Origin of the sequence: Lamprobacter modestohalophilus (assembly GCF_016583905.1) — a bacterium.
In the GTDB taxonomy this organism is placed as follows: Bacteria; Pseudomonadota; Gammaproteobacteria; order Chromatiales; family Chromatiaceae; genus Lamprobacter; species Lamprobacter modestohalophilus.
This window is the reverse complement of the sequence record NZ_NRRY01000014.1, coordinates 86029-103478: the sequence shown is the minus strand read 5'-3', so window position 1 is coordinate 103478 and position 17450 is coordinate 86029. Positions and strand designations below refer to the sequence as shown.

At 60.3% G+C, this 17450-nt stretch carries 21 protein-coding genes, 1 tRNA gene and 1 pseudogene; 11 read left to right on the top strand and 12 right to left on the bottom strand.

Translation table 11 applies throughout. The features are described 5' to 3' along the window. Nucleotides 1–194 (top strand): annotated as a pseudogene (locus CKO42_RS10640) (IS630 family transposase); the annotation flags it as partial. Between the two features lie 73 nt (nt 195–267). Here CKO42_RS10640 and CKO42_RS10635 read toward each other — a convergent pair. After that, nucleotides 268–582, bottom strand: coding sequence for a hypothetical protein (locus CKO42_RS10635; protein ID WP_242479286.1), 315 nt, complete (start codon nt 580–582; stop codon nt 268–270). Between the two features lie 356 nt (nt 583–938). Here CKO42_RS10635 and CKO42_RS10630 point away from each other — a divergent pair, with 356 nt between their 5' ends. Together CKO42_RS10630 and CKO42_RS10625 are read left to right on the top strand one after the other, a co-directional pair. Next, nucleotides 939–2156: an ABC transporter substrate-binding protein gene (locus CKO42_RS10630; protein WP_338034898.1), complete on the top strand. Its 1218-nt coding sequence runs from the start codon at nt 939–941 to the stop codon at nt 2154–2156. Beyond that, nucleotides 2153–5209 (top strand): putative bifunctional diguanylate cyclase/phosphodiesterase, encoded by a 3057-nt coding sequence (locus CKO42_RS10625; protein WP_200243383.1) that lies wholly within the window; start codon nt 2153–2155, stop codon nt 5207–5209. Before CKO42_RS10630 ends, CKO42_RS10625 begins: the two co-directional genes overlap by 4 nt. A gap of 30 nt (nt 5210–5239) precedes the next feature. Here CKO42_RS10625 and CKO42_RS10620 read toward each other — a convergent pair whose 3' ends face one another. The 6 genes from CKO42_RS10620 to CKO42_RS10595 form a co-directional block, all read right to left on the bottom strand. Then, nucleotides 5240–5566, bottom strand: coding sequence for a DMT family transporter (locus CKO42_RS10620; RefSeq protein WP_200243382.1), 327 nt, complete (start codon nt 5564–5566; stop codon nt 5240–5242). Between the two features lie 61 nt (nt 5567–5627). Beyond that, complete coding sequence (locus CKO42_RS10615; protein WP_200243381.1) at nt 5628–5969, bottom strand: hypothetical protein; 342 nt, start codon at nt 5967–5969, stop codon at nt 5628–5630. A 344-nt stretch (nt 5970–6313) separates the two neighbouring features. Continuing rightward, nucleotides 6314–6481: a hypothetical protein gene (locus CKO42_RS10610; protein WP_200243380.1), complete on the bottom strand. Its 168-nt coding sequence runs from the start codon at nt 6479–6481 to the stop codon at nt 6314–6316. Next, nucleotides 6478–6639, bottom strand: a complete 162-nt coding sequence (locus CKO42_RS10605; RefSeq protein ID WP_200243378.1) for a hypothetical protein — start codon at nt 6637–6639, stop codon at nt 6478–6480. Before CKO42_RS10605 ends, CKO42_RS10610 begins: the two co-directional genes overlap by 4 nt. A gap of 88 nt (nt 6640–6727) precedes the next feature. Then, the gene (locus tag CKO42_RS10600) at nt 6728–7096 is read right to left on the bottom strand and encodes a toxin-antitoxin system TumE family protein (protein WP_200243376.1); all 369 of its coding nucleotides are present in this window, start codon (nt 7094–7096) and stop codon (nt 6728–6730) included. Next, nucleotides 7074–7340, bottom strand: a complete 267-nt coding sequence (locus CKO42_RS10595; protein ID WP_200243374.1) for a hypothetical protein — start codon at nt 7338–7340, stop codon at nt 7074–7076. Before CKO42_RS10595 ends, CKO42_RS10600 begins: the two co-directional genes overlap by 23 nt. 342 nt (nt 7341–7682) lie before the next feature. Here CKO42_RS10595 and CKO42_RS26925 point away from each other — a divergent pair, with 342 nt between their 5' ends. Next, nucleotides 7683–7934 carry a hypothetical protein gene (locus CKO42_RS26925; protein ID WP_207148705.1) on the top strand — a complete coding sequence of 84 codons (252 nt, stop codon included), beginning with the start codon at nt 7683–7685 and terminating at the stop codon, nt 7932–7934. Between the two features lie 37 nt (nt 7935–7971). On the opposite strand, the gene CKO42_RS10590 is transcribed toward CKO42_RS26925, so the two are convergent. Then, nucleotides 7972–8056 (bottom strand) — tRNA-Leu (locus CKO42_RS10590). 246 nt (nt 8057–8302) lie between these two features. On the opposite strand from CKO42_RS10590, the gene CKO42_RS10585 reads away from it, so the two are divergent. The 3 genes from CKO42_RS10585 to CKO42_RS10575 all read left to right on the top strand — a co-directional run bounded on the left by CKO42_RS10585 (nt 8303) and on the right by CKO42_RS10575 (nt 9807). Next, the gene (locus tag CKO42_RS10585; protein ID WP_200243372.1) at nt 8303–8959 is read left to right on the top strand and encodes an LON peptidase substrate-binding domain-containing protein; all 657 of its coding nucleotides are present in this window, start codon (nt 8303–8305) and stop codon (nt 8957–8959) included. Between the two features lie 87 nt (nt 8960–9046). Continuing rightward, entirely contained in the window at nt 9047–9373 is a 327-nt protein-coding gene (locus CKO42_RS10580; protein WP_200243365.1) for a HesB/IscA family protein, read from the top strand. A gap of 23 nt (nt 9374–9396) precedes the next feature. Beyond that, nucleotides 9397–9807, top strand: a complete 411-nt coding sequence (locus CKO42_RS10575; RefSeq protein ID WP_200243362.1) for a SufE family protein — start codon at nt 9397–9399, stop codon at nt 9805–9807. A gap of 90 nt (nt 9808–9897) precedes the next feature. On the opposite strand, the gene CKO42_RS10570 is transcribed toward CKO42_RS10575, so the two are convergent. Beyond that, nucleotides 9898–10572: a Fe2+-dependent dioxygenase gene (locus tag CKO42_RS10570; protein WP_200243355.1), complete on the bottom strand. Its 675-nt coding sequence runs from the start codon at nt 10570–10572 to the stop codon at nt 9898–9900. A 178-nt stretch (nt 10573–10750) separates the two neighbouring features. On the opposite strand from CKO42_RS10570, the gene CKO42_RS10565 reads away from it, so the two are divergent. The 4 genes from CKO42_RS10565 (at nt 10751) to mepA (ending at nt 15302) form a co-directional block, all read left to right on the top strand. Beyond that, nucleotides 10751–11440 carry a hypothetical protein gene (locus tag CKO42_RS10565; protein WP_200243352.1) on the top strand — a complete coding sequence of 230 codons (690 nt, stop codon included), beginning with the start codon at nt 10751–10753 and terminating at the stop codon, nt 11438–11440. An 18-nt stretch (nt 11441–11458) separates the two neighbouring features. Continuing rightward, nucleotides 11459–13246 carry an SLC13 family permease gene (locus CKO42_RS10560; protein ID WP_200243350.1) on the top strand — a complete coding sequence of 596 codons (1788 nt, stop codon included), beginning with the start codon at nt 11459–11461 and terminating at the stop codon, nt 13244–13246. A 237-nt stretch (nt 13247–13483) separates the two neighbouring features. Beyond that, nucleotides 13484–14158 (top strand): hypothetical protein, encoded by a 675-nt coding sequence (locus CKO42_RS10555; RefSeq protein WP_338034897.1) that lies wholly within the window; start codon nt 13484–13486, stop codon nt 14156–14158. Nucleotides 14159–14429: 271 nt separating this feature from the next. After that, entirely contained in the window at nt 14430–15302 is an 873-nt protein-coding gene (gene mepA / locus CKO42_RS10550) for a penicillin-insensitive murein endopeptidase (protein ID WP_242479284.1), read from the top strand. An 86-nt stretch (nt 15303–15388) separates the two neighbouring features. Here mepA and CKO42_RS10545 read toward each other — a convergent pair whose 3' ends face one another. From CKO42_RS10545 to secF, 3 genes are read right to left on the bottom strand one after another with little or no spacing between them, the layout of a single operon-like run. Continuing rightward, nucleotides 15389–15793 carry a hypothetical protein gene (locus tag CKO42_RS10545; protein WP_200243348.1) on the bottom strand — a complete coding sequence of 135 codons (405 nt, stop codon included), beginning with the start codon at nt 15791–15793 and terminating at the stop codon, nt 15389–15391. A gap of 18 nt (nt 15794–15811) precedes the next feature. Continuing rightward, nucleotides 15812–16429, bottom strand: coding sequence for a 2OG-Fe(II) oxygenase family protein (locus tag CKO42_RS10540; protein ID WP_200243346.1), 618 nt, complete (start codon nt 16427–16429; stop codon nt 15812–15814). A gap of 50 nt (nt 16430–16479) precedes the next feature. Then, a complete protein-coding gene (gene secF / locus CKO42_RS10535) occupies nt 16480–17427 on the bottom strand; it encodes a protein translocase subunit SecF (RefSeq protein ID WP_200243344.1) in 948 nt (315 codons plus the stop codon). Nucleotides 17428–17450 lie beyond the last annotated feature (23 nt).

The following is a 17450-nucleotide window of genomic DNA, read 5'->3' as shown; positions in this document are numbered from 1 at the left end:
CGCCCAAGCATGCCTCTTGGCTGAACCAAATCGAGATGTGGTTCTCCATCTTGGCGCGCAAAGTGATCCGCCGCGGCAACTTCCTCTCGGTCGATGATCTTCATGAGAAACTCGCCAACTTCATTGATTTCTTCAACGACAAGCTGGCCAAGCCGTTTCGCTGGACCTATACCGGGAAGCCACTCGCGGCTTGATTGGCTGGTCGGTATCAGGATTTTCACAGCAAAGCACTAGTCTTTTCGCTCACCGTCTTCGTCGCGCCGCCGGTCACATAGCCCGGCTATGCTCCCGGCGACGCTCCTCGAAGGCAAACGAACATCCTGCGCAATTCGGTACGCGCTTTTCCGGCAACCGCCTAAAGAGCGCAATGGCCGATGGCCAGCCACCCGCACCAGCGATGCGCAGCCGCTCGGTCCGCCACAGCAGCAGCCAGAGCATGAGTGCGCCAGAGATCAAGCGCAAGCTGGTGAAGCTTGCCGGGTCGATCTCAGTATCGCGCAGCGCCGCACGACAGAGCCAGGAATTCGCGGATAGCGGGATCATGGCGAACGCGGTCAGCGCGATCAGGCGAGCTCTTGTCATTCAATCCCCCCAGATCGTCGTCGTCTTGCTCTGCGCCCCCCACAGGTGCAGCAAACCCTACCCACGACACCAAGGCATGCTGGCTGGAGGCGTTGGCAAACCGTGGTGAACCAGTGCGATCGGGCAGAAATCGGCAGGTCTTATTATTGGCGAGTTGGATATTTAATAAGTAGTAATAATAATCGTCGTGTATAACCGAGTTTTTCGACTAAAAGCAAAATATTTTCAAGCGGTTAAGAAAATCATAACAAGGTGCTCTAGATGCCAACCAACGGTTGATGAGTTGTGGATAAAAAGCACCGGTAAATCCATCGACAATTTGTCCACAGGCAGCGCCCTATCGTTCTCAACAGGATATGATCCTGAACTTGGATTCACGCTTTGACAAGCGGAAGCTCCGTCCTATGATCCCCAGTCCACCTCGTCGATCGTTCGCGCCTCCGCTCAGGTTCTTGCGCTCATTCGGGGCCGTAGTCCTCGCGATTCTTGGACTGCTCTCCGGCTGTAACGACCCTCAGCCCCCGCCGCCAGTGCTGCGGGTAGGACATGCCCCTCACGATCACCATGCGGCGCTATTCGTGGCTGCGACCTATCCGGACCGCGTCCACACAGAGACCGGCGTGCATCTGAGGGAGCTTGAGTTTGCTAAGCGTTACGACCTGGTCGAAGGCGCGCGCACCATGGCCAGACTGAGCATCGATGCGAGCACGGGTGGCCGGGAATTGATACGAAGACTCGGCGAGGACCAACTGGATTTGAGCTTCGGTGGTGTGCCCGCGATCCTGGTACAGATCGATCAGGGGGCGCCGATCCGCATGCTGGCCCCGGTGATGACTGATGGTGCCGGCTTGGTGATGTCCAACGCGCTGCCAGTGCGCTCCTGGGCGGAGTTTCTGGACTTTGCCCGCCAGCCTCGGAAAGAGCCTCTTCGGATTGGCTTCAAGGCCGAATTGTCCGTGCAAAATCTGGTGTTTGAGCAGCGGCTTGCCGACGCTGGCATCAGTTTCGCCTACTCCCTGGACACCTCAGATGTCCAGATCCAGCTGTTGAATCTGTCCGGTGCTCGGCATCTGGTGCCGGCATTGCGGCACGGTCTAGTGCAGGGTTTTGTCAGCATGCAGCCCTACCTAGCGCTTGCCGAGGCCGATGGTAGCGGGCGATTGATCACCCTGCTGAGCGGCATGACAGATGCCGTTTCCGGTCGCGGCTACCCCTGCTGTGCGATCGCCGCGCGCACGGCGGCGCTCTTGGCGCATAGCGAGATCATTGCGCCTTTCGTCGACCTCATGCGAGTCGCGACCGATTTCATCCGCACTGAGCCGGAACTGAGTGCGGATGCGGTCAGCGCGTGGCTCGGCACCACGCCTGCGATCGAACGTCGATCGCTGTCAACGACGCGCTTCTCAATGGAGCGCGATGCCGACTGGGATCAAGGCGTGCTGCGATGGTGTGAGCGGATGCAGGCACCGGGGCTGTTGAGCGGAGCACTCGGCAGAGAGGCGACGGATACGGCGCTGCTCGACAGCGTTTATGCGGCCTCTGCGGCCCCTCCCCAGCGGGCTTCGGGCGAATGAGCCACTGGTCTGTAGCGCGCAAGGTCGCGATGGTCTTCGCGCTGCTATTGGCGACAACCTTGGGCGTGATTGCCGCCGCCGTTTGGCACACGCTGGCGGTCGAGCGCAATGTCGCCCACAGTCAGGCAGTGCAGCAGTTGGTCGCGCAGCTGACGACCCTGAGAATGGTGGCTCCGGACCGGGTGGCCGTCGATGACCAGTCGGCCAAAGACCAGGAGACGCTGTGGCTCGAGCTGGAACAGTCTTTAGAGCAAGTCGCCGGGTTTGCCGAGCATCTGCCGCCGGAACTGGGCCAGGGACTGGCTCGGTTCCACGCGAGTCTGGGGCATCATCGCATTGCCTTTGCCCAGGCGGTGTCCGCCTATCGTCATGATCAGCGCTATGCGCGGGAGCAGTTGTTCGCCGAGAGGCTTCTGGAGAGTCCATTGGCTAGCGCCGTCGCTGCTGACCGAGAGCGGGCCGCGCGGATCGCCATGCAGCTCTCGCAGCTCTACGTCATGCGTGACTTGGCGGTGCTGGATGAGATCCGGCCGGAGCTGGCGCGGGTCGAGGATCAGGGTTTGCGCGATGCACTCCGAAAGCGCCTTGGTTGGGCTGAGGCAAACTATGTGAACGACCTCGGTATCCGTGAGCGCCAGTTGTTTCTGGACGATGCCCTGGATGGCCTGATCGATCTCGGCACGGCAGTGCTGGCGAAGCTCGATCGCCGCAATCAGCAAATCAACCGGCGCTTGCTGGCCAGCCTCGCTGGGCTGCTGGTGATCTACCTGGCGTTGCTCTTGCTCATCGGCTGGCAAGCAATGCGCTATGTGCGCCACTTCCTGGCGGCCCAGACCTACGCCATCGCGGAGATTGAGCAGGGTCGCTACGGCTACCAGCCGTGGCCACTTCCAGATGATGAGCTCGGGCGGCTGGGTGGTTTCATCAAGCGGGTTGCACTCGGCCTTGGCGAGAGTCGCGCGCAGCTCGAGCAAAGTCTGAATCGCTTACGTCTGGCAGCACGCGTCTTCAGCAGCGCCCGCGAGGGCATCGTCATTACCGATCGCCGCGGCCGCATCGTTGACCTAAACCCGACCTTCAGCGAGATGACCGGTTGGCCGCGTGAGGAGGCGATTGGTCGCAGTATGCGCCCCTTGCGTTGCGATCATCATAGCAAGACCTTCTACCGCAGCATTGCTCGATCGCTTGCCAGCCGTGGCTTCTGGCGCGGCGAGGCTTATATCCGCCACCTGGACGCCGAGCCTTTTCCGGCCCTGGTGGTGGCCTCAGAGGTCAAGGATGATATGGGCTCTACGAGCCATTATGTGTGGCTTGGCGACAACATCACGCAGATCAAGGATCAGCAGCACCGTCTCGAGCACCTGGCACATCACGATGCCTTGACCCAGTTACCGAATCGGGTGCTGTTCGCCGACCGACTCGAACAGGCGATGGCACAAGTGCAGCGCACGGGTGGCTTACTGGCGGTCTGCTATCTGGACCTCGACGACTTCAAGGTGGTGAACGATTCGCTCGGCCATCGGGCTGGCGATCGGCTGTTGATCGAGGTCGCCAGGCGGCTCCGGGGCATTGTTCGGGGCTTGGATACAGTGGCACGGCTCGGCGGTGACGAGTTTGCCCTAGTGCTGAATGAGGTACAGGACGCTGAGGGTTGCCGCATGAGCCTGGCACGGCTGCTGGAGGGGTTGACGAAATCCTTTGCGCTCGGCGGCGGGCCGTTGCTGCAGGTTTCGGCTAGCATTGGGGCGGCCGTCTACAACGGCGGGTCCACCACGGCGGATGAGTTGGTGCGCCGAGCGGACCAGGCCATGTATCGGGCCAAGGAGCTTGGGCGCAACCGGTTCCATCTGTTTGAGCCAGGTCGGGCCTTGCCGCTGGTCGATCGTGAGAACACACTCACCCGGATCGAGCGCGCGCTCGCGGACGGCGAATTCGTCCTCTACTATCAACCCAAGGTCGACCTGCGCTGCGGCCAGGTGGTGGCTGCCGAGGCCCTGATCCGCTGGCTCCATCCGCGTCGTGGTCTGGTCTCGCCGGGCGAGTTTCTGCCGGTCGTCGAAGGCACCGAATTCGTCGGCCAACTCGGCGATTGGGTCTTGGATACGGCCTTAGGGCAGCTGGCGATCTGGCGTGCGGCGGGGCTTGAGCTCTCGGTCAGCGTCAATATCTCGCCGAGCCATCTCCAGGCAGAGGGTTTTGCGGAGCGTCTTGGTGAGCATCTCACAACCCATGAGCGGGTTCCGCCTTCCTGCCTAGAGCTCGAGGTTCTCGAGTCCACTGCGTTGGAAGACATCGGCTTTGTCTCCTCGGTGATCACCGACTGTCGCGCCTATGGTGTGCGGTTCGCCCTCGATGACTTTGGCACCGGTTTTTCGTCTCTCGCCTATCTCAAGGGCGTGCCTGCCGATGTGCTGAAGATCGACCAGAGCTTCGTGCGCGATATGTTGCTGGACGCCGATGACCTTGCGTTGGTCGAGGCCATCATTGGTCTCGGCCGGACCTTCCGCAAACAGGTGATCGCTGAGGGTGTCGAGACCGATGATCAATGCTTGGTGCTGCTGCGCGCTGGCTGTGATCAGGTGCAGGGCTTCGGTATTGCCCGTCCGATGCCTGCGGAGGAACTGCCCGGTTGGGTGCAAAGCTTCATCCCTGATCCTCGTTGGCAGGCGGAGTCGGCCGATGTCTGGCCACTGCATCATCTGCCGCTATTGGCAGCCGACGTCCAGCATCGCCGATGGGTCGCGCAGGTCGATGCCTATCTGGAAGACGCTGACCCACGAGCGGTGCCTCCGTTCGCACAGAGCTCGGATCAATGCCCATTCGGGCTGTTGGCCGGCGCCGCCGACCGCGTACCTTTTGCTGGCAAGTCAGAGACCAAGCGGATTAGTGACGCGCATGCCGAGGCGCATCGGGTTGCTGCAGAGGCAGTGGCCCTCAAGCAGTCCGGGGAACTGGAGAGCGCGCTCGCCATGCGCGAACCGCTGCATCAGGCCCAAGCTCAACTGCTTGGGGCGTTGGCGGCAGCGCGTCGGCAGATCCGCCGGGGGCTCTGAGTGCAGGCCCAGCGCGATCGATCAGCAACCTCAGTGAGGCGATGCGAGCTTCAAGCCAATGATGCCGACGACGATCAGGCCGACGAAAAAGAACCGCGCCAGCGTCGCCGGCTCGCTGAACAGCAATAGCCCGATGACGAAGGCGCCCACGGCACCAATGCCAGTCCAGACCGCATAGGCGGTGCCCATCGGGATCGTTCGCTGCGCGAGCAACAACAGCGTGCCGCTGGCGATCATCGTCAGCAGGCTGAACACAAGCCAGCCCCAGCGCAGGCCACCCTCGGAGAGGCCGAGCTTGAGGCCAACGGGCCAGCCCCATTCGAAGACACCGGCGATGATGAGGTAGATCCAAGCCATGAGTGCCTGCTAGTGAAGGGTTACAGTTGGGCGGGGTAATGTATCGTTTGACGGTATCAGTTCAACCGTCTCCCAGATCGAGCTCGAAGTGACAGATCAGCGTGACGTCTTGCTGAGTCAACTGCTCGTATGCTTCTGCGAGTGATCTTGCCCGGGCGAAGAATTCGCGTTGAAACACCCGGATTGAGAGGTCTTCCCAATCACTTTCAAAGAGACTGTCGGCTGCGGAATCGATCTGGATGGCCGTCGTCTGCTTGCCGCCAACAAGGCCAAGAAATCCGCCGACAGCAGTATCAACCGTCAGGCATCTGCCGTCGAATCGACCTGATGTGGCAAGGTGCCTTTTCATCAGGGCGCGGAATCGTTGCAGCCGGAAGTATCGGGAACCCGTTGTTTCAGCCATGTGTTTCTAAATGTCTCGACGATCAGCGCCCGTCGCAGCGACGATCGTCACCACTAGCAGAACCGTAGAATACTCCTAATGAGAATACTCCTATGGCTGAAAACATCGACAGCTTGGTGCTCAAACACTTGGAGTTCGAACACTTAAGGGCGATCCGCGTCGATAGTGCCGATCTCAAGCGGGAGGTGCCGGGATTCGTGTCCAGATCGCAGACAAGGGTCAGCAGGTCGCGAGCCTGACGACGGCTGTCCCTTGAAACCGCATCGCCAGCTTTATGATGACATGTTGTCATGCTGGCATGTCCGATGGGTAAACCTCTAGACTCTAGTGCCGACCACAGCGGATCACCCCGCATACAACGCCACCTGCATCTGCTTGAACCCGGCCTTCACCTGCGTCAAATCGCCCAGCTTGGCCTTGCCCTCACCGACGCTGCCATAGCGCGCAACCAACAACTGTCCCAGCTTTGGCGTCTCCAGCTCAGTCTCGCCGCCGATCTCATAAGCCTTCAAGATGCGGTTTTCAGCTGATTGATCAGATCGCGCACAAGCGCCGGCTGATCCTGGGTCGCGCGGAACACGAGGCTCTTCTGGTGCTGGTCGATCCGGTCCATGAACTCCTGCACCCGGCTCAGCTCGCGCTCCGGGATAATCTGGGCGCCGGGGATCACACCTCAGCCTGCCGCCGCCAGCACTCGACCGATGCGGTGGGTGCGGGTGTCGGCTTCCGTTTCGTCGCACATGCCTTGTACCTGACAGTCAGCCAAGACCGTGCGGAGGTTTTGGCGTCAGACAGAGCTGACTCTGGATAACCTCAAGCACGGCGTCGAGCGTGATCCCGGTGCTCTCGATGATGCCGTCCTCCGTGTGCCGATGATGCGGATAAGTGGCTACCATCCGATGATGGGGTGCATTATCCCATCGGCTGATGAGTTGCCCCTCGGCTGTCTGCCAGTGGAAGGAATAATCCCGCTCGTCTGCATCCAGATATTCCCTCGCGTGTAACTCGGAGCCGTCAATTAAATTGACCTTGAGCTTGAAATAGAATCCAACCGACCAGTGCCGATAGACCTGAACCTCGTAGGCCGAGACGCACGAATGGGTTTCAAGCGACCTCAAAATGTCCATGCCTGATCTCTTCGATCTTTTGGCTCAGATCCTCGGATACTCGTCGATACGCCCTCCACTCCATATAATCGTCCCACGCCTCGAAATCCTCCTGATCGCTACTTTTGAGTGCGGCTGAGAACTCATCCAAGGAGGTTTGATATTTGCGTTCAAATAATCGCAGCTTCTCCTGTGCTGAATGCAGTGATGCCAGATGGTCGAGCAACAGCAGGTGGCCGATGTCCTGCTTATCAATGGTGATCATGGCTCGTTCTCCTTTCGGTTGCCAACTCAGTAGGGATGTAGGGGCAGCTCGCCTAGGGGCCGATGGGCAAAGAAAGCTATTGCCGTACAACCTTCGAGGTTTTGGGGTAGAAATGGTGCTCGGAGCCGGACTCGAGCCGGCACGGCTTGCGCTTACCACACGCCAATACACTTTAAAATACAGAATCTTATGTGGTGTTTCGATGTGCGGAAAAGGGTACAAATGGGCGGGCCGATGGGAATTGTGGGCTCAAATTGGGACCAAACCCGAGCAGGACCACTCGACGATCGATGCCTGTCGCAGCTACGATCCTCACCACTAGCAGAACAGTAGAATACTCCTATGGCTGAAAACATCGACAGCCTGGTACTCGAACACTTGCGGGCGATTCGCGCCGACATCGCGGACCTAAAGCGGGAGGTTGCCGGGAACAGTATTCAGATCGCGGCCATGGGTCAGCAGCTCGCGGGCTTGACGACTGCGGTCTACAGCAGCAAGGGCGACGTTGATGGCGTTTTAGATCTGGTTGCTGGAGAACCCGGCTTGAGTTGCAGCGGATTTGCGAGTCAACCTTGTCGATCGATGCTCGCTTAGGAAGTGGAAACCAGACGCTAAACGACTGATCCTGAAGTGGTGCCCGGAGCCGGACTCGAACCGGCACGGCTTGCGCCGAGGGATTTTAAGTCCCTTGTGTCTACCAATTTCACCATCCGGGCGGTTTGGAGGTGCGCTGCTGGCCGCAGGGGCTCAGCGCTGGATGGTCAGCGGGTATTATGACGTTTTGAGGCCATTTCGGCGAGTGTCATCGGAAGCGGGTGCTTGTTGCGTCTGCGAAGGTTTTTGAACCGCTGGGGTCAGGCTTATGGGATCGTGTTCTGAGGATTTGGCTTTGAGCGCGACCGCGATCGACCCCATGTCCGATGATTGGGTTAGATACTGAGCGAGCAACGGAGATTCGCGCTATGCGCAGCCCCTTTCTTCAGCGTCTTGCGGACCTGCCAGACGTGTTGCCAATCTTTCCGCTGAGCGGGGCGGTGGTGCTGCCAGGCGTGCAGCTGCCGCTGAACATCTTCGAGCCGCGCTACCTCGCGCTGGTGCAGGCGGCGCTGGCGAGCGACCATCTCATCGGCATGGTCCAGCCGCGCGGGCCGGCTGAGGATGAACAGCTCGAGATCCATCGGGTCGGCTGCGCTGGGCGCATCACCTCTTACAGTGAGACCAACGATGGTCGAATCATCGTGGTACTGACGGGGCTGTGCCGGTTCAAGGTCGTGCAAGAGCTGCCGATGCAGGACGGTTTTCGGCGGATCAAGCCGGATTGGCAGGCGTTCACGCTCGACCTGGAAGATGATGAGGCAGGCCTCGATGAGCGGGATCGGTTCATGGGCTCGCTGAGGGCTTTCTGCGACCGGCGCAGTGTCGAGATCCCTTGGGATGATGTGAGCAACATGGCCGACACCGACCTGGTTAATCTCCTTTGCACGCACCTGCCGCTTGACGCGGAGGACAAGCAGGCGTTGCTCGAGACGGCTCCGTTGGGGGAGCGGGCGACCTTGATGCGGGGACTGATGGATATGTCGGCCCACGCCTCCGGGCTTGGGACCGAGCATCGTCATTAGCCAGTCGGAGGGTGATCGGCCCTTGAAATTTGCTCCAACGAAAGGCACTAGCAGGGCATCGTCTGTTACGACACGAGGAATCTAGAGATGGCAGTGACTTTAACCGACGCGGCCGCGAGCCATGTCAACAAAATGCTTCAACAGCGCGGCCACGGCGTCGGGCTGCGTATCGGCACACGGAAGAGCGGTTGCACGGGCTTCGCGTACGTTGTCGACTACGCTGACGACTGCGGTGACAGCGACCATATCTTTGAAAGTCACGGTGTGAAGGTCGTCGTCGACGAGGCCAGCCTGTCGCGGCTGGAAGGGATGGAGGTCGACTTCGTCAAGTCGAGCCTGCTCAACGAGGGGTTCGAGTTTCGTAACCCGAATGTCAAGGACGAGTGCGGCTGCGGCGAGTCGTTTAGCGTCTGATCGCAACCAGGGAAGCTAGGCTCATGGCCGACGAATCGATCCAAGACATCATCGACACCTTTGACCTGCTTGGCGACTGGGACCAGCGCTACGAGTATCTGGTTGAGATCGGCGAGCGATTGCCGGCGATGGAGCCGGCCGACAAGACCGATGCCAACCGGGTCATGGAGTGCATGAGTACGGTGCACGTGGTTGCTAAGCCCGAGACCGGCGTGATCCGCTTCGATGGCGATTGCGATACGGCGATCATCAAGGGCGTGGTGGCCTTGTTGGTTGGTTTGTTCTCAGGCAAGACCGCGGCGGAGATCGAGGCCCTCGATGTCGACGCCCTCTTCGAAGGGCTGCAACTGGAAGAGCACCTGAGCCCGAACCGACACGTCGGCGTCTATGCGATCGTGAACAAGATGAAGGCGCAGGCCGCGCGTGCGGCCTGAGCAACCTCAGATGGCCTCGCCAAAGCTGCTATAGCCTTGGTTTTCTTATATTTAATTGGCGTGCATCTGTGCTATCTGCGGTTTATAGGTTTAAAGGTCGCTCCACATTCGCACGAGGTTGGAATAGCTGCGGTCGACCAAGGCCGTGTGGTCTGCGGTCGGCGCCTCTTTCAGTAACACCTCGCGCGCCTGGTTGAGTTCGAAAAGCAGCTCCCGCTGAGCGGGATCGCGCACGTAGCTTTGAATCCAGGTGAGCGCAACAAGTCGCTCTCCGCGCGTGACCTCGGCGACCTGATGCAGGCTTGAGGATGGATAGATCACCGCATCGCCGGCAGGCAGTTTCACGCGCCGGTCGCCAAACGGCGTGCGCATCACCAAGTCGCCCCCATCGTAGGTGTCGGGTGCGTTGAGGAACAGCGTCATCGAGACATCGCTGCGAAAACGCGGCCCAGAGCTGCCCATGATCGGATCATCGACGTGGTCGCCATAGGTCATGCCGGGGCGATAGCGGGCGAAGATCGGGTCGGCGACGCGATGCGGCAGGGCGCCGAAACGGAAACGCTCGTTATGGCCGAGGCTGGCCATCAGGATACGCACCAATAACTTCATGCGCTCCGGTTCTTGGCGCATCTCCTCGTTGTTCTTCACCCGCGAGGCGGCGAAGCCGGCGCTGAGCTTGCCGTCGACGAACTCGGCGTCAGTGAGGAGCTCTTGGACCTTCTGGACCTGAGCGGGATTCAATAGGCCGGGAATAGTGAGCAGCATAAGACAGGCTTACAAGCAGTTGTCGAAAGGTAACCCTGAAACAGTCGCTTGATGTTCAGGGGACGGTGACGTGCCGGATGGTGACGCGCTATAAAGGTGGTCGGCGCCGACATGGCCACTGAGTTCGGTATAGAATCGGTCGCCTGATCGCGATCACGCAGAGACGTTGGAGGGCCGGATGATCCTCAATGCCATCATTGATGAGCAAGTTTACACCCTGAATGTGCCCGATCCTGTGATCGAGCGCGGCGCCGAGTTTTTTGACCAGCTGGACCGAGATATGGACCAGGGCTGGCAGATGAGCCGCGAGTGGGTCGAGGCCCCAGATCGACTGCAACGCTGCCAGATCATCGCCGACAAGCTCTTGACCGCGCTCGAGAAAGAGAACGAAAAGCTGGGCATGCTGATGGCCGGCTATATCCTCAGCAGGCTGCCACAGGTCGAGAGCGTCGAATTGGATCTCCAGGGTGAGATACAGAACAACCAGTTCCGCTTCAGTGAAGCACCAGGGCTAGATGATGCAGGCGCTAGGCAGACGACCCCGCATGAGAAGCCGGCAAGCCCCGCAGCGAGCAATGGCGCTACCGAAACTGGGGCTGCGTCTGGGGCTGGTGGTGGTGCTGCTGCAGCCGCTGCTGCAGCCGCGCACTCTGATCTGCCATCCGGACTGAACAAGATGCAGGCGATGGCGCAGGCTGGGCAGGATGTGACCCAAGTCTTTAAGGTCGGCAAGGCGTATCGGTTTTCGGTCATGGATCACGCCAGCGGCAACTGGCAAGACTCCCCGCTCATTGCCACCGAGGCTGAGGCCGAGCGGCTCCGCCAACAAGCCTTCAAGGCGCGCTACGAGGCCTTACAACAACCCTGATCACAGGCGTCGGCTGGCATGGACGGGATGATTGACCTCGGTTGGCAAGGATGGCTCAGCCTTGGGCTGGTCGTGCTCTCGTTCGTTCTTTTTCTCCGCACCCGCATTGCCCCCGATGTGATCACGTCGGGGGCGCTCACTGTTTTACTGGTGAGTGGCGTGTTAACGCCAAGCGAGGCCCTCGCCGGCTTTGCCAACCCGGGCATGCTCACCGTCGCCGTTCTCTATATGGTGGTGTCTGGCCTCAAGGAGACCGGGGCGGTGGGTTGGATCGGCCAGACACTGCTCGGCCGCCCAAAGGACGAGAACAATGCGCGGTTACGCCTGATGCTGCCGGCTGCCGGGCTCAGCGCCTTTCTCAACAATACAGCCGTGGTCGCGATCTTCATCCCGGCGGTTGCCGACTGGGCGCGTCGACATCGGTTGTCGCTCTCCGGACTGCTGATCCCGCTCAGTTTCGCCAGCATCGTCGGCGGCACCTGCACCTTGATCGGCACTAGCACCAATCTGGTCGTGAATGGGCTTTACAGCAGTCAGGTCGAGGGGCCTGGCTTCGCGCTGTTTGAGCTTGCCTGGATCGGGCTGCCGTTAGTGTTTGCGACCCTGGCATTTATCCTTCTGAGTGCGCGCTGGTTGTTACCAAAACGCGCGACGGCCATCGAACGTTTTGAGGACGTCCGCCGCTTTACCACCGAGATGTTGGTCAACGCGGATAGCCCGCTGGCCGGCAAGAGTATCGAGGCTGCCGGACTGCGCCAGCTGCCAGGCCTGTTCCTCGCCGAGATCGAGCGCGACGGGCAGATTATGCCGGCCGTCTCGCCGCAGGTGCTGCTCGCGGCGGGCGATCGACTGGTGTTCGCTGGCATCCTCGATTCGGTGGTCGAACTGCACCGCATTCGTGGTCTGATACCCGCCACGAAGCAGGTCTATAAGCTCGGTGGGCCGCGCCAGGATCGCTGCTTCGTCGAGGCTGTCATCTCGAATAAGTGTCCGCTGGTGGGCTCCAGTGTGCGCAAGGGCCACTTCCGCGGCTACTACAATGCGGTCATCCTGGCGCTGTCGCGTAACGGCGAGCGGGTGGAGCGGAAGATTGGCGACATCATCCTCGAGGCCGGCGACACATTGTTGCTCGAGACGCGCCCAGATTTCTTGCTGCAGCAGCGCAACTCCAAAGATTTTCTCGTCGTGAGCCAGTTTGGTGATGAGCACCCGCTCAGCCATGATCGGGCGCCGATCGCGATTGGTATCGTGGCGGCGATGGTTGCTGTCGTCGCCTTTGAGCTGCTCAGCATGCTGGAGGCTGCGCTGCTAGCTGCCGGGGCGATGATCCTGACCCGCTGCACACCCGATCGAGTCGCTCGGCGTGCACCCGACTGGCAGGTGCTGATCGTGATCGCGACCTCGTTTGGTATCGGTGCCGCGCTGGAAAAGACGGGCGCCGCGGCACTGCTGGCGGGATCGCTGATCGAGCTTGCCGGTGGTGTCCCCTGGCTCGCCCTTGGGCTGCTGTTTGTTGCGACAGCACTGCTCACCGCGCTGGCAACCAACAATGTGGCGGCGGTCTTGCTGTTCCCAGTCGCGATCGATAGTGCGCGGCTGATGGAGGTGAGTGTCGTCCCGTTCCTGGTGACCTTGATGGTGGGCGCCTCAGCGAGCTTCGCCACGCCGATCGGCTATCAGACCAACCTGATGGTGTTCAACGTCGGCGGCTATCGCTTCGCCGATTTCATGCGAATCGGCATCCCACTCACGGCGCTGATCGGTGCGATCACGGTCGCCCTGGTGCCGCTGATCTGGCCGTTTTGATCATCCTCAGCGCACGCGTGTCTATTTATATTGACACTTTTTGCAATTTTTTCGTGTCAATCAGACTACACACAATCTGAAAAGGGTTTACACTTAGCTGGAGCTTGTCACTTCCGGCGGTCCCGCGTCGCGTTAGCGATGTCGGTATTAGCGCGACGTCGTGTTGAGGTCTGCCCTGTACCTCGACGGTTGTGACCGTCGGTCCCCTTCACCACAGGTCCAGTTGGAGGACTCGTCGTGCCTGAAGCTACTGCCGTTCCCAGTGCAACGCCTGCTAAGCCAAAACCCAAGGTCAAGCGCAAGCGTTATCAATCTCCCCTGCTGCTTTCGCTGTTGCCGCAGATCGTCTTATTTGTCAGCGCGGTCGTCCTGTTTTGGCTGAGCCAGAACGATATGGCGGGCACCATCGAATATTGGGAATACTTCGTCGCGGTCATCGCGGCGATCTCCTTGATCTCAGGTTGGAGCCAGTCTTATCTCTCGAACGAGGTCCGGGCCTGGTACCTGATTAAGCAAGTCATCCATTGGGGGGCTCTGTTCACCCTGTTGTATGTCGCGAATAATCAGGGGTTACGTGGGGCGATCGATGCCCAGCAGTACACCACGATCGTGATCTACCTGATCGCCTTCACAACATTGCTTGCCGCGATTCACCTCGACTTCAAGCTGTTCTTCTTCAGCCTGTTCCTGGTGTTCTGCGCCTATCTGCTCGCCGTACCGGCCGATAACGCCGTGCTGCTCTACATCGGCGAAACCTTCGGCATTGACGGTGCGCAGAGCAAGACGCTGTCCATCAGTATTGGTGTTGCGGTGGTTGGCTTTATCGCCAGCACCTTTGTGCTGCTCTCGATGCGGGGCGCTCTGCTCACCAAACGCATCGGCGCCAAGCGTAAGGAAGCGGAAGCGGCTTAGGCGATTGCCGGAAACGCTTGTACCGAATTGCGCAGGCTGTTCGTTTGCCGTCAAGAAGCGTCGTCGGGAGCATAGCTGAGCGATGTGACCGGCGGCGCGGCAGGAGTTGTTCCGGCGCCGCGCCCTGATTCCCTGGCTGACGTTATACTGATCGATTGTTTATCGTTTATCGCCATTGCAAGGCGTATCGATCAGGAACGCGCTGATGACCTATCCATCTTGTCGGCTTCGTGTAATGCAATCGCGTCAGCTTCCCGCGTGGCGGCGGGCGATGCTCGTTCGCTGGGCGCCAGATCCTAGCCGCGGGCTCGGCATTATGGGCGCTGTGTTTGCGGGTCTGCTTTCGATGTTGGTCCTCGAGACCAGCCTGGCTGCTGAGACGCCCTGGTCTCAGGTGAAGACCACCGCCACTGGCCGCGTCGAATCGATCGGTGGACCCTCAAACGGCTGTCTTCGCGGTGCGCTAGCGCTGCCACCAAACGGCGAAGGCTTCGTCAGTATCCGTCGCCATCGCAATCGCTACTACGGGCACGTCAAGACGATCGGGTTGATCGAAGCGCTGGGGGCAGCGGTTTCGGAGCATACCGGTGGTCGCCTGATCATGATCGGTGACCTCGCCCAGCCACGGGGTGGACGGATGTCATCCTCGCATGTCAGCCATCAGAACGGGCTGGACGTTGATATCTGGCTCACCCTGGCTGATTCACCTCGCCAAGCCTGGCAAGACACCCCTGAAGCCCGTGATCCGCCGAGCCTGCTCGGCAAGCATGGTCTTCAGCCCAGTCAGGCCTGGGGAGCGGATCAGGCGTTCTTGATCAAGCGCGCGGCCGAGCATCCAGACGTCGACCGTATCCTGGTCAATCCAGGCATCAAGCGCGCGCTCTGCCGCAGCGACCCTGATGCGCCCTGGCTGCGTAAGCTGCGGCCCTGGTGGGGGCACGATGCACACATGCATGTGCGGCTGAAATGCCCAACAGATAGCCCGAGCTGCCAAGGGCAGGCGCCAATCGCTCGGGGAAGCGGCTGCGGCTCCGAACTCGCCTGGTGGTTCAGTCCGCAGTCTCGGTCGCCAAGTGGCGGTTCATCCGCCAAAGCGAAGCCGCGCCCACAGCCGCCGGCCGCCTGTCTGAGCCTGTTGAAGTGACCCTAAGGTCACAAGACAAACAGAAAGCACCAGGACTAACGTCCATCGCGCACCGCCCCCGTCAGACGATGTGCCAACAGGCGTGATCAAGCATTGCCTGTCAGCACGCGCTGGAGCGCTGCCTCCATGTCGGCCTCGCTGACGGGTAGCGGCAGCGTCGCAAACAGCGGAAAGCGCTCGAGCAGCGTGTCGAGCTTATGGCGGTGGTCGGGCTGATAGATGGCGATGACTTGCACCTGCGGGTGACGCTGCAGCCGCGCCATGAGGGTCTCGAGGTTGCTGGTGCGATCACGAAAATCCGATTGGAAGTTGTACTCAGCAACGATGACGTCCGGGAGCTGACGCTTGAGAGCGGCTTGGGCCTTGCGTTGCGAGCTGACCAGCTCGGTGTCGAAGCCAAGCCGACGATAGAGCGGGATGAAGTTGGGGTAGCCGCCGAGTTCGATTATCGCGAGGAGGCGCGGCGCTGGGGTCGGGGCGTTGGTCGACATCGTGCGGCGGTTGAGACCTCAGGCAAAGACGACCCAGGTCGTGGCAATGTATTTGAGCCCCGCTTGCAACTCCGCTGCCCGGTGCTCATGGGTCCAGAACGGGGGAAACAGCACTAGCTTTCCGCGCTCTGGCCGCACGCTGATCTGTTGAAACAGGAAGTCGGTCTCGCCGCCTGGACCGGGCACATCGTTGAGATACCAAAGTGCCACGAGCTGGCGTTGGCTGAGCTCGTGGCTGCCGCCATCGATATGCCAGTGATAATACTCGCCGGCCTGATAGCGCTGGACCTGATAGCCGATGTCTTTGAAGGGTCCTTTGAAGTACGGAAAGGCCTCGCGCAGCTCGAGCATGGCGGCGCCGAGCGAGCGAAAGAACATCCGATCGACGTCTTTCCAGTCGTCCTTATTGCTGACCACCAGATCGGTGGTCTTCTTCACCGAGGCGTCTTCTTCCCGCAACTGGCCGACGCGACCGGCATACTGCTGCGCTGGATTGGCCTCGAAGCGGGCAATGACCTCGTCGCAGAAGGCGGGCGGCAGCGCCGCTGGGCGCTCGAAGATGAAGCTACCTGGCTTGAGCTCGCGCAGGCTGTTCAGAGCCGCGGCGCCAACGGCCAGTGGCGCAGGGGTTGTCATCGGAGTATCAGCACTTGCATCAGCACTCTTATCAGCGCTCGCATCAATCATCATGGTCGGTCATCCACCACCTTGCCTTCTTTCTCCACCGGCATCAGATCGGCTCGGCTCAAGCCCAACCAAACGGCTGCGGCGGTGGCGATATAGATGGTCGAGTAGGTACCCACCAAGACGCCGATGATCAAGGCCAATGAGAAGCCAGCGATGGCCGCTCCGCCGAGGAAGTAGAGCGCCAGCAGCACCAGCAGCGTGGTGCCGGAGGTGATGATGGTGCGCGACAGGGTCTGATTGACCGAGCGATTACTGATCTCGATCACCGTGCCCTTACGCATCTTGCGGAAGTTTTCACGAATGCGGTCGAAGATGACGATGGTGTCGTTGAGCGAGTAGCCGATGACGGCGAGCACCGCCGCGAGCACCGTCAGATCGAAGGGGATGTAGAAGATCGAGAACAGGCCGATGGTGAACAGCACATCGTGCATCAACGCGGCGACCGCGCCCACCGCCAAACGCCACTCAAATCGCAGCGCGACATAGACCAGGATACCGATCAGCGCAAACAGCACTGCCAAACCACCCTGCTCGCGCAGCTCCTCGCCGACTTGTGGCCCGACGAACTCGACCCGGCGCAGCTCGATCCCAGTCTCGGCAGTCGCACTGAGCAGCCGGAACACGCGATCGCTCAGCTCAGCGCTGGCCTCTTCGCCCTCTTGTGGGGCAATGCGGATCAGGATGTCGCGGTTCGAGCCGAAGTATTGGACGGTTGCGTCGACGATGCCTTCATCGGCGAGCGTCGTCGTGATAGCAGCGACTTCGACCGGCTGCTCATAGCCGAGCTCGATCACGGTCCCGCCCGTGAAGTCGAGACCAAAGTTGAAGCCGCGGAACAGGATCGATAACAGGCAGATGACCATCAGCGCCCCGGAGACGATCGCTGCAATGCGTCGCTTGCCGAGAAAGTCGATGTTGGACTCTTTGAGGATTTGGGCGTGCGCCATAAGGGTGCTCCTGGTTAGATGAC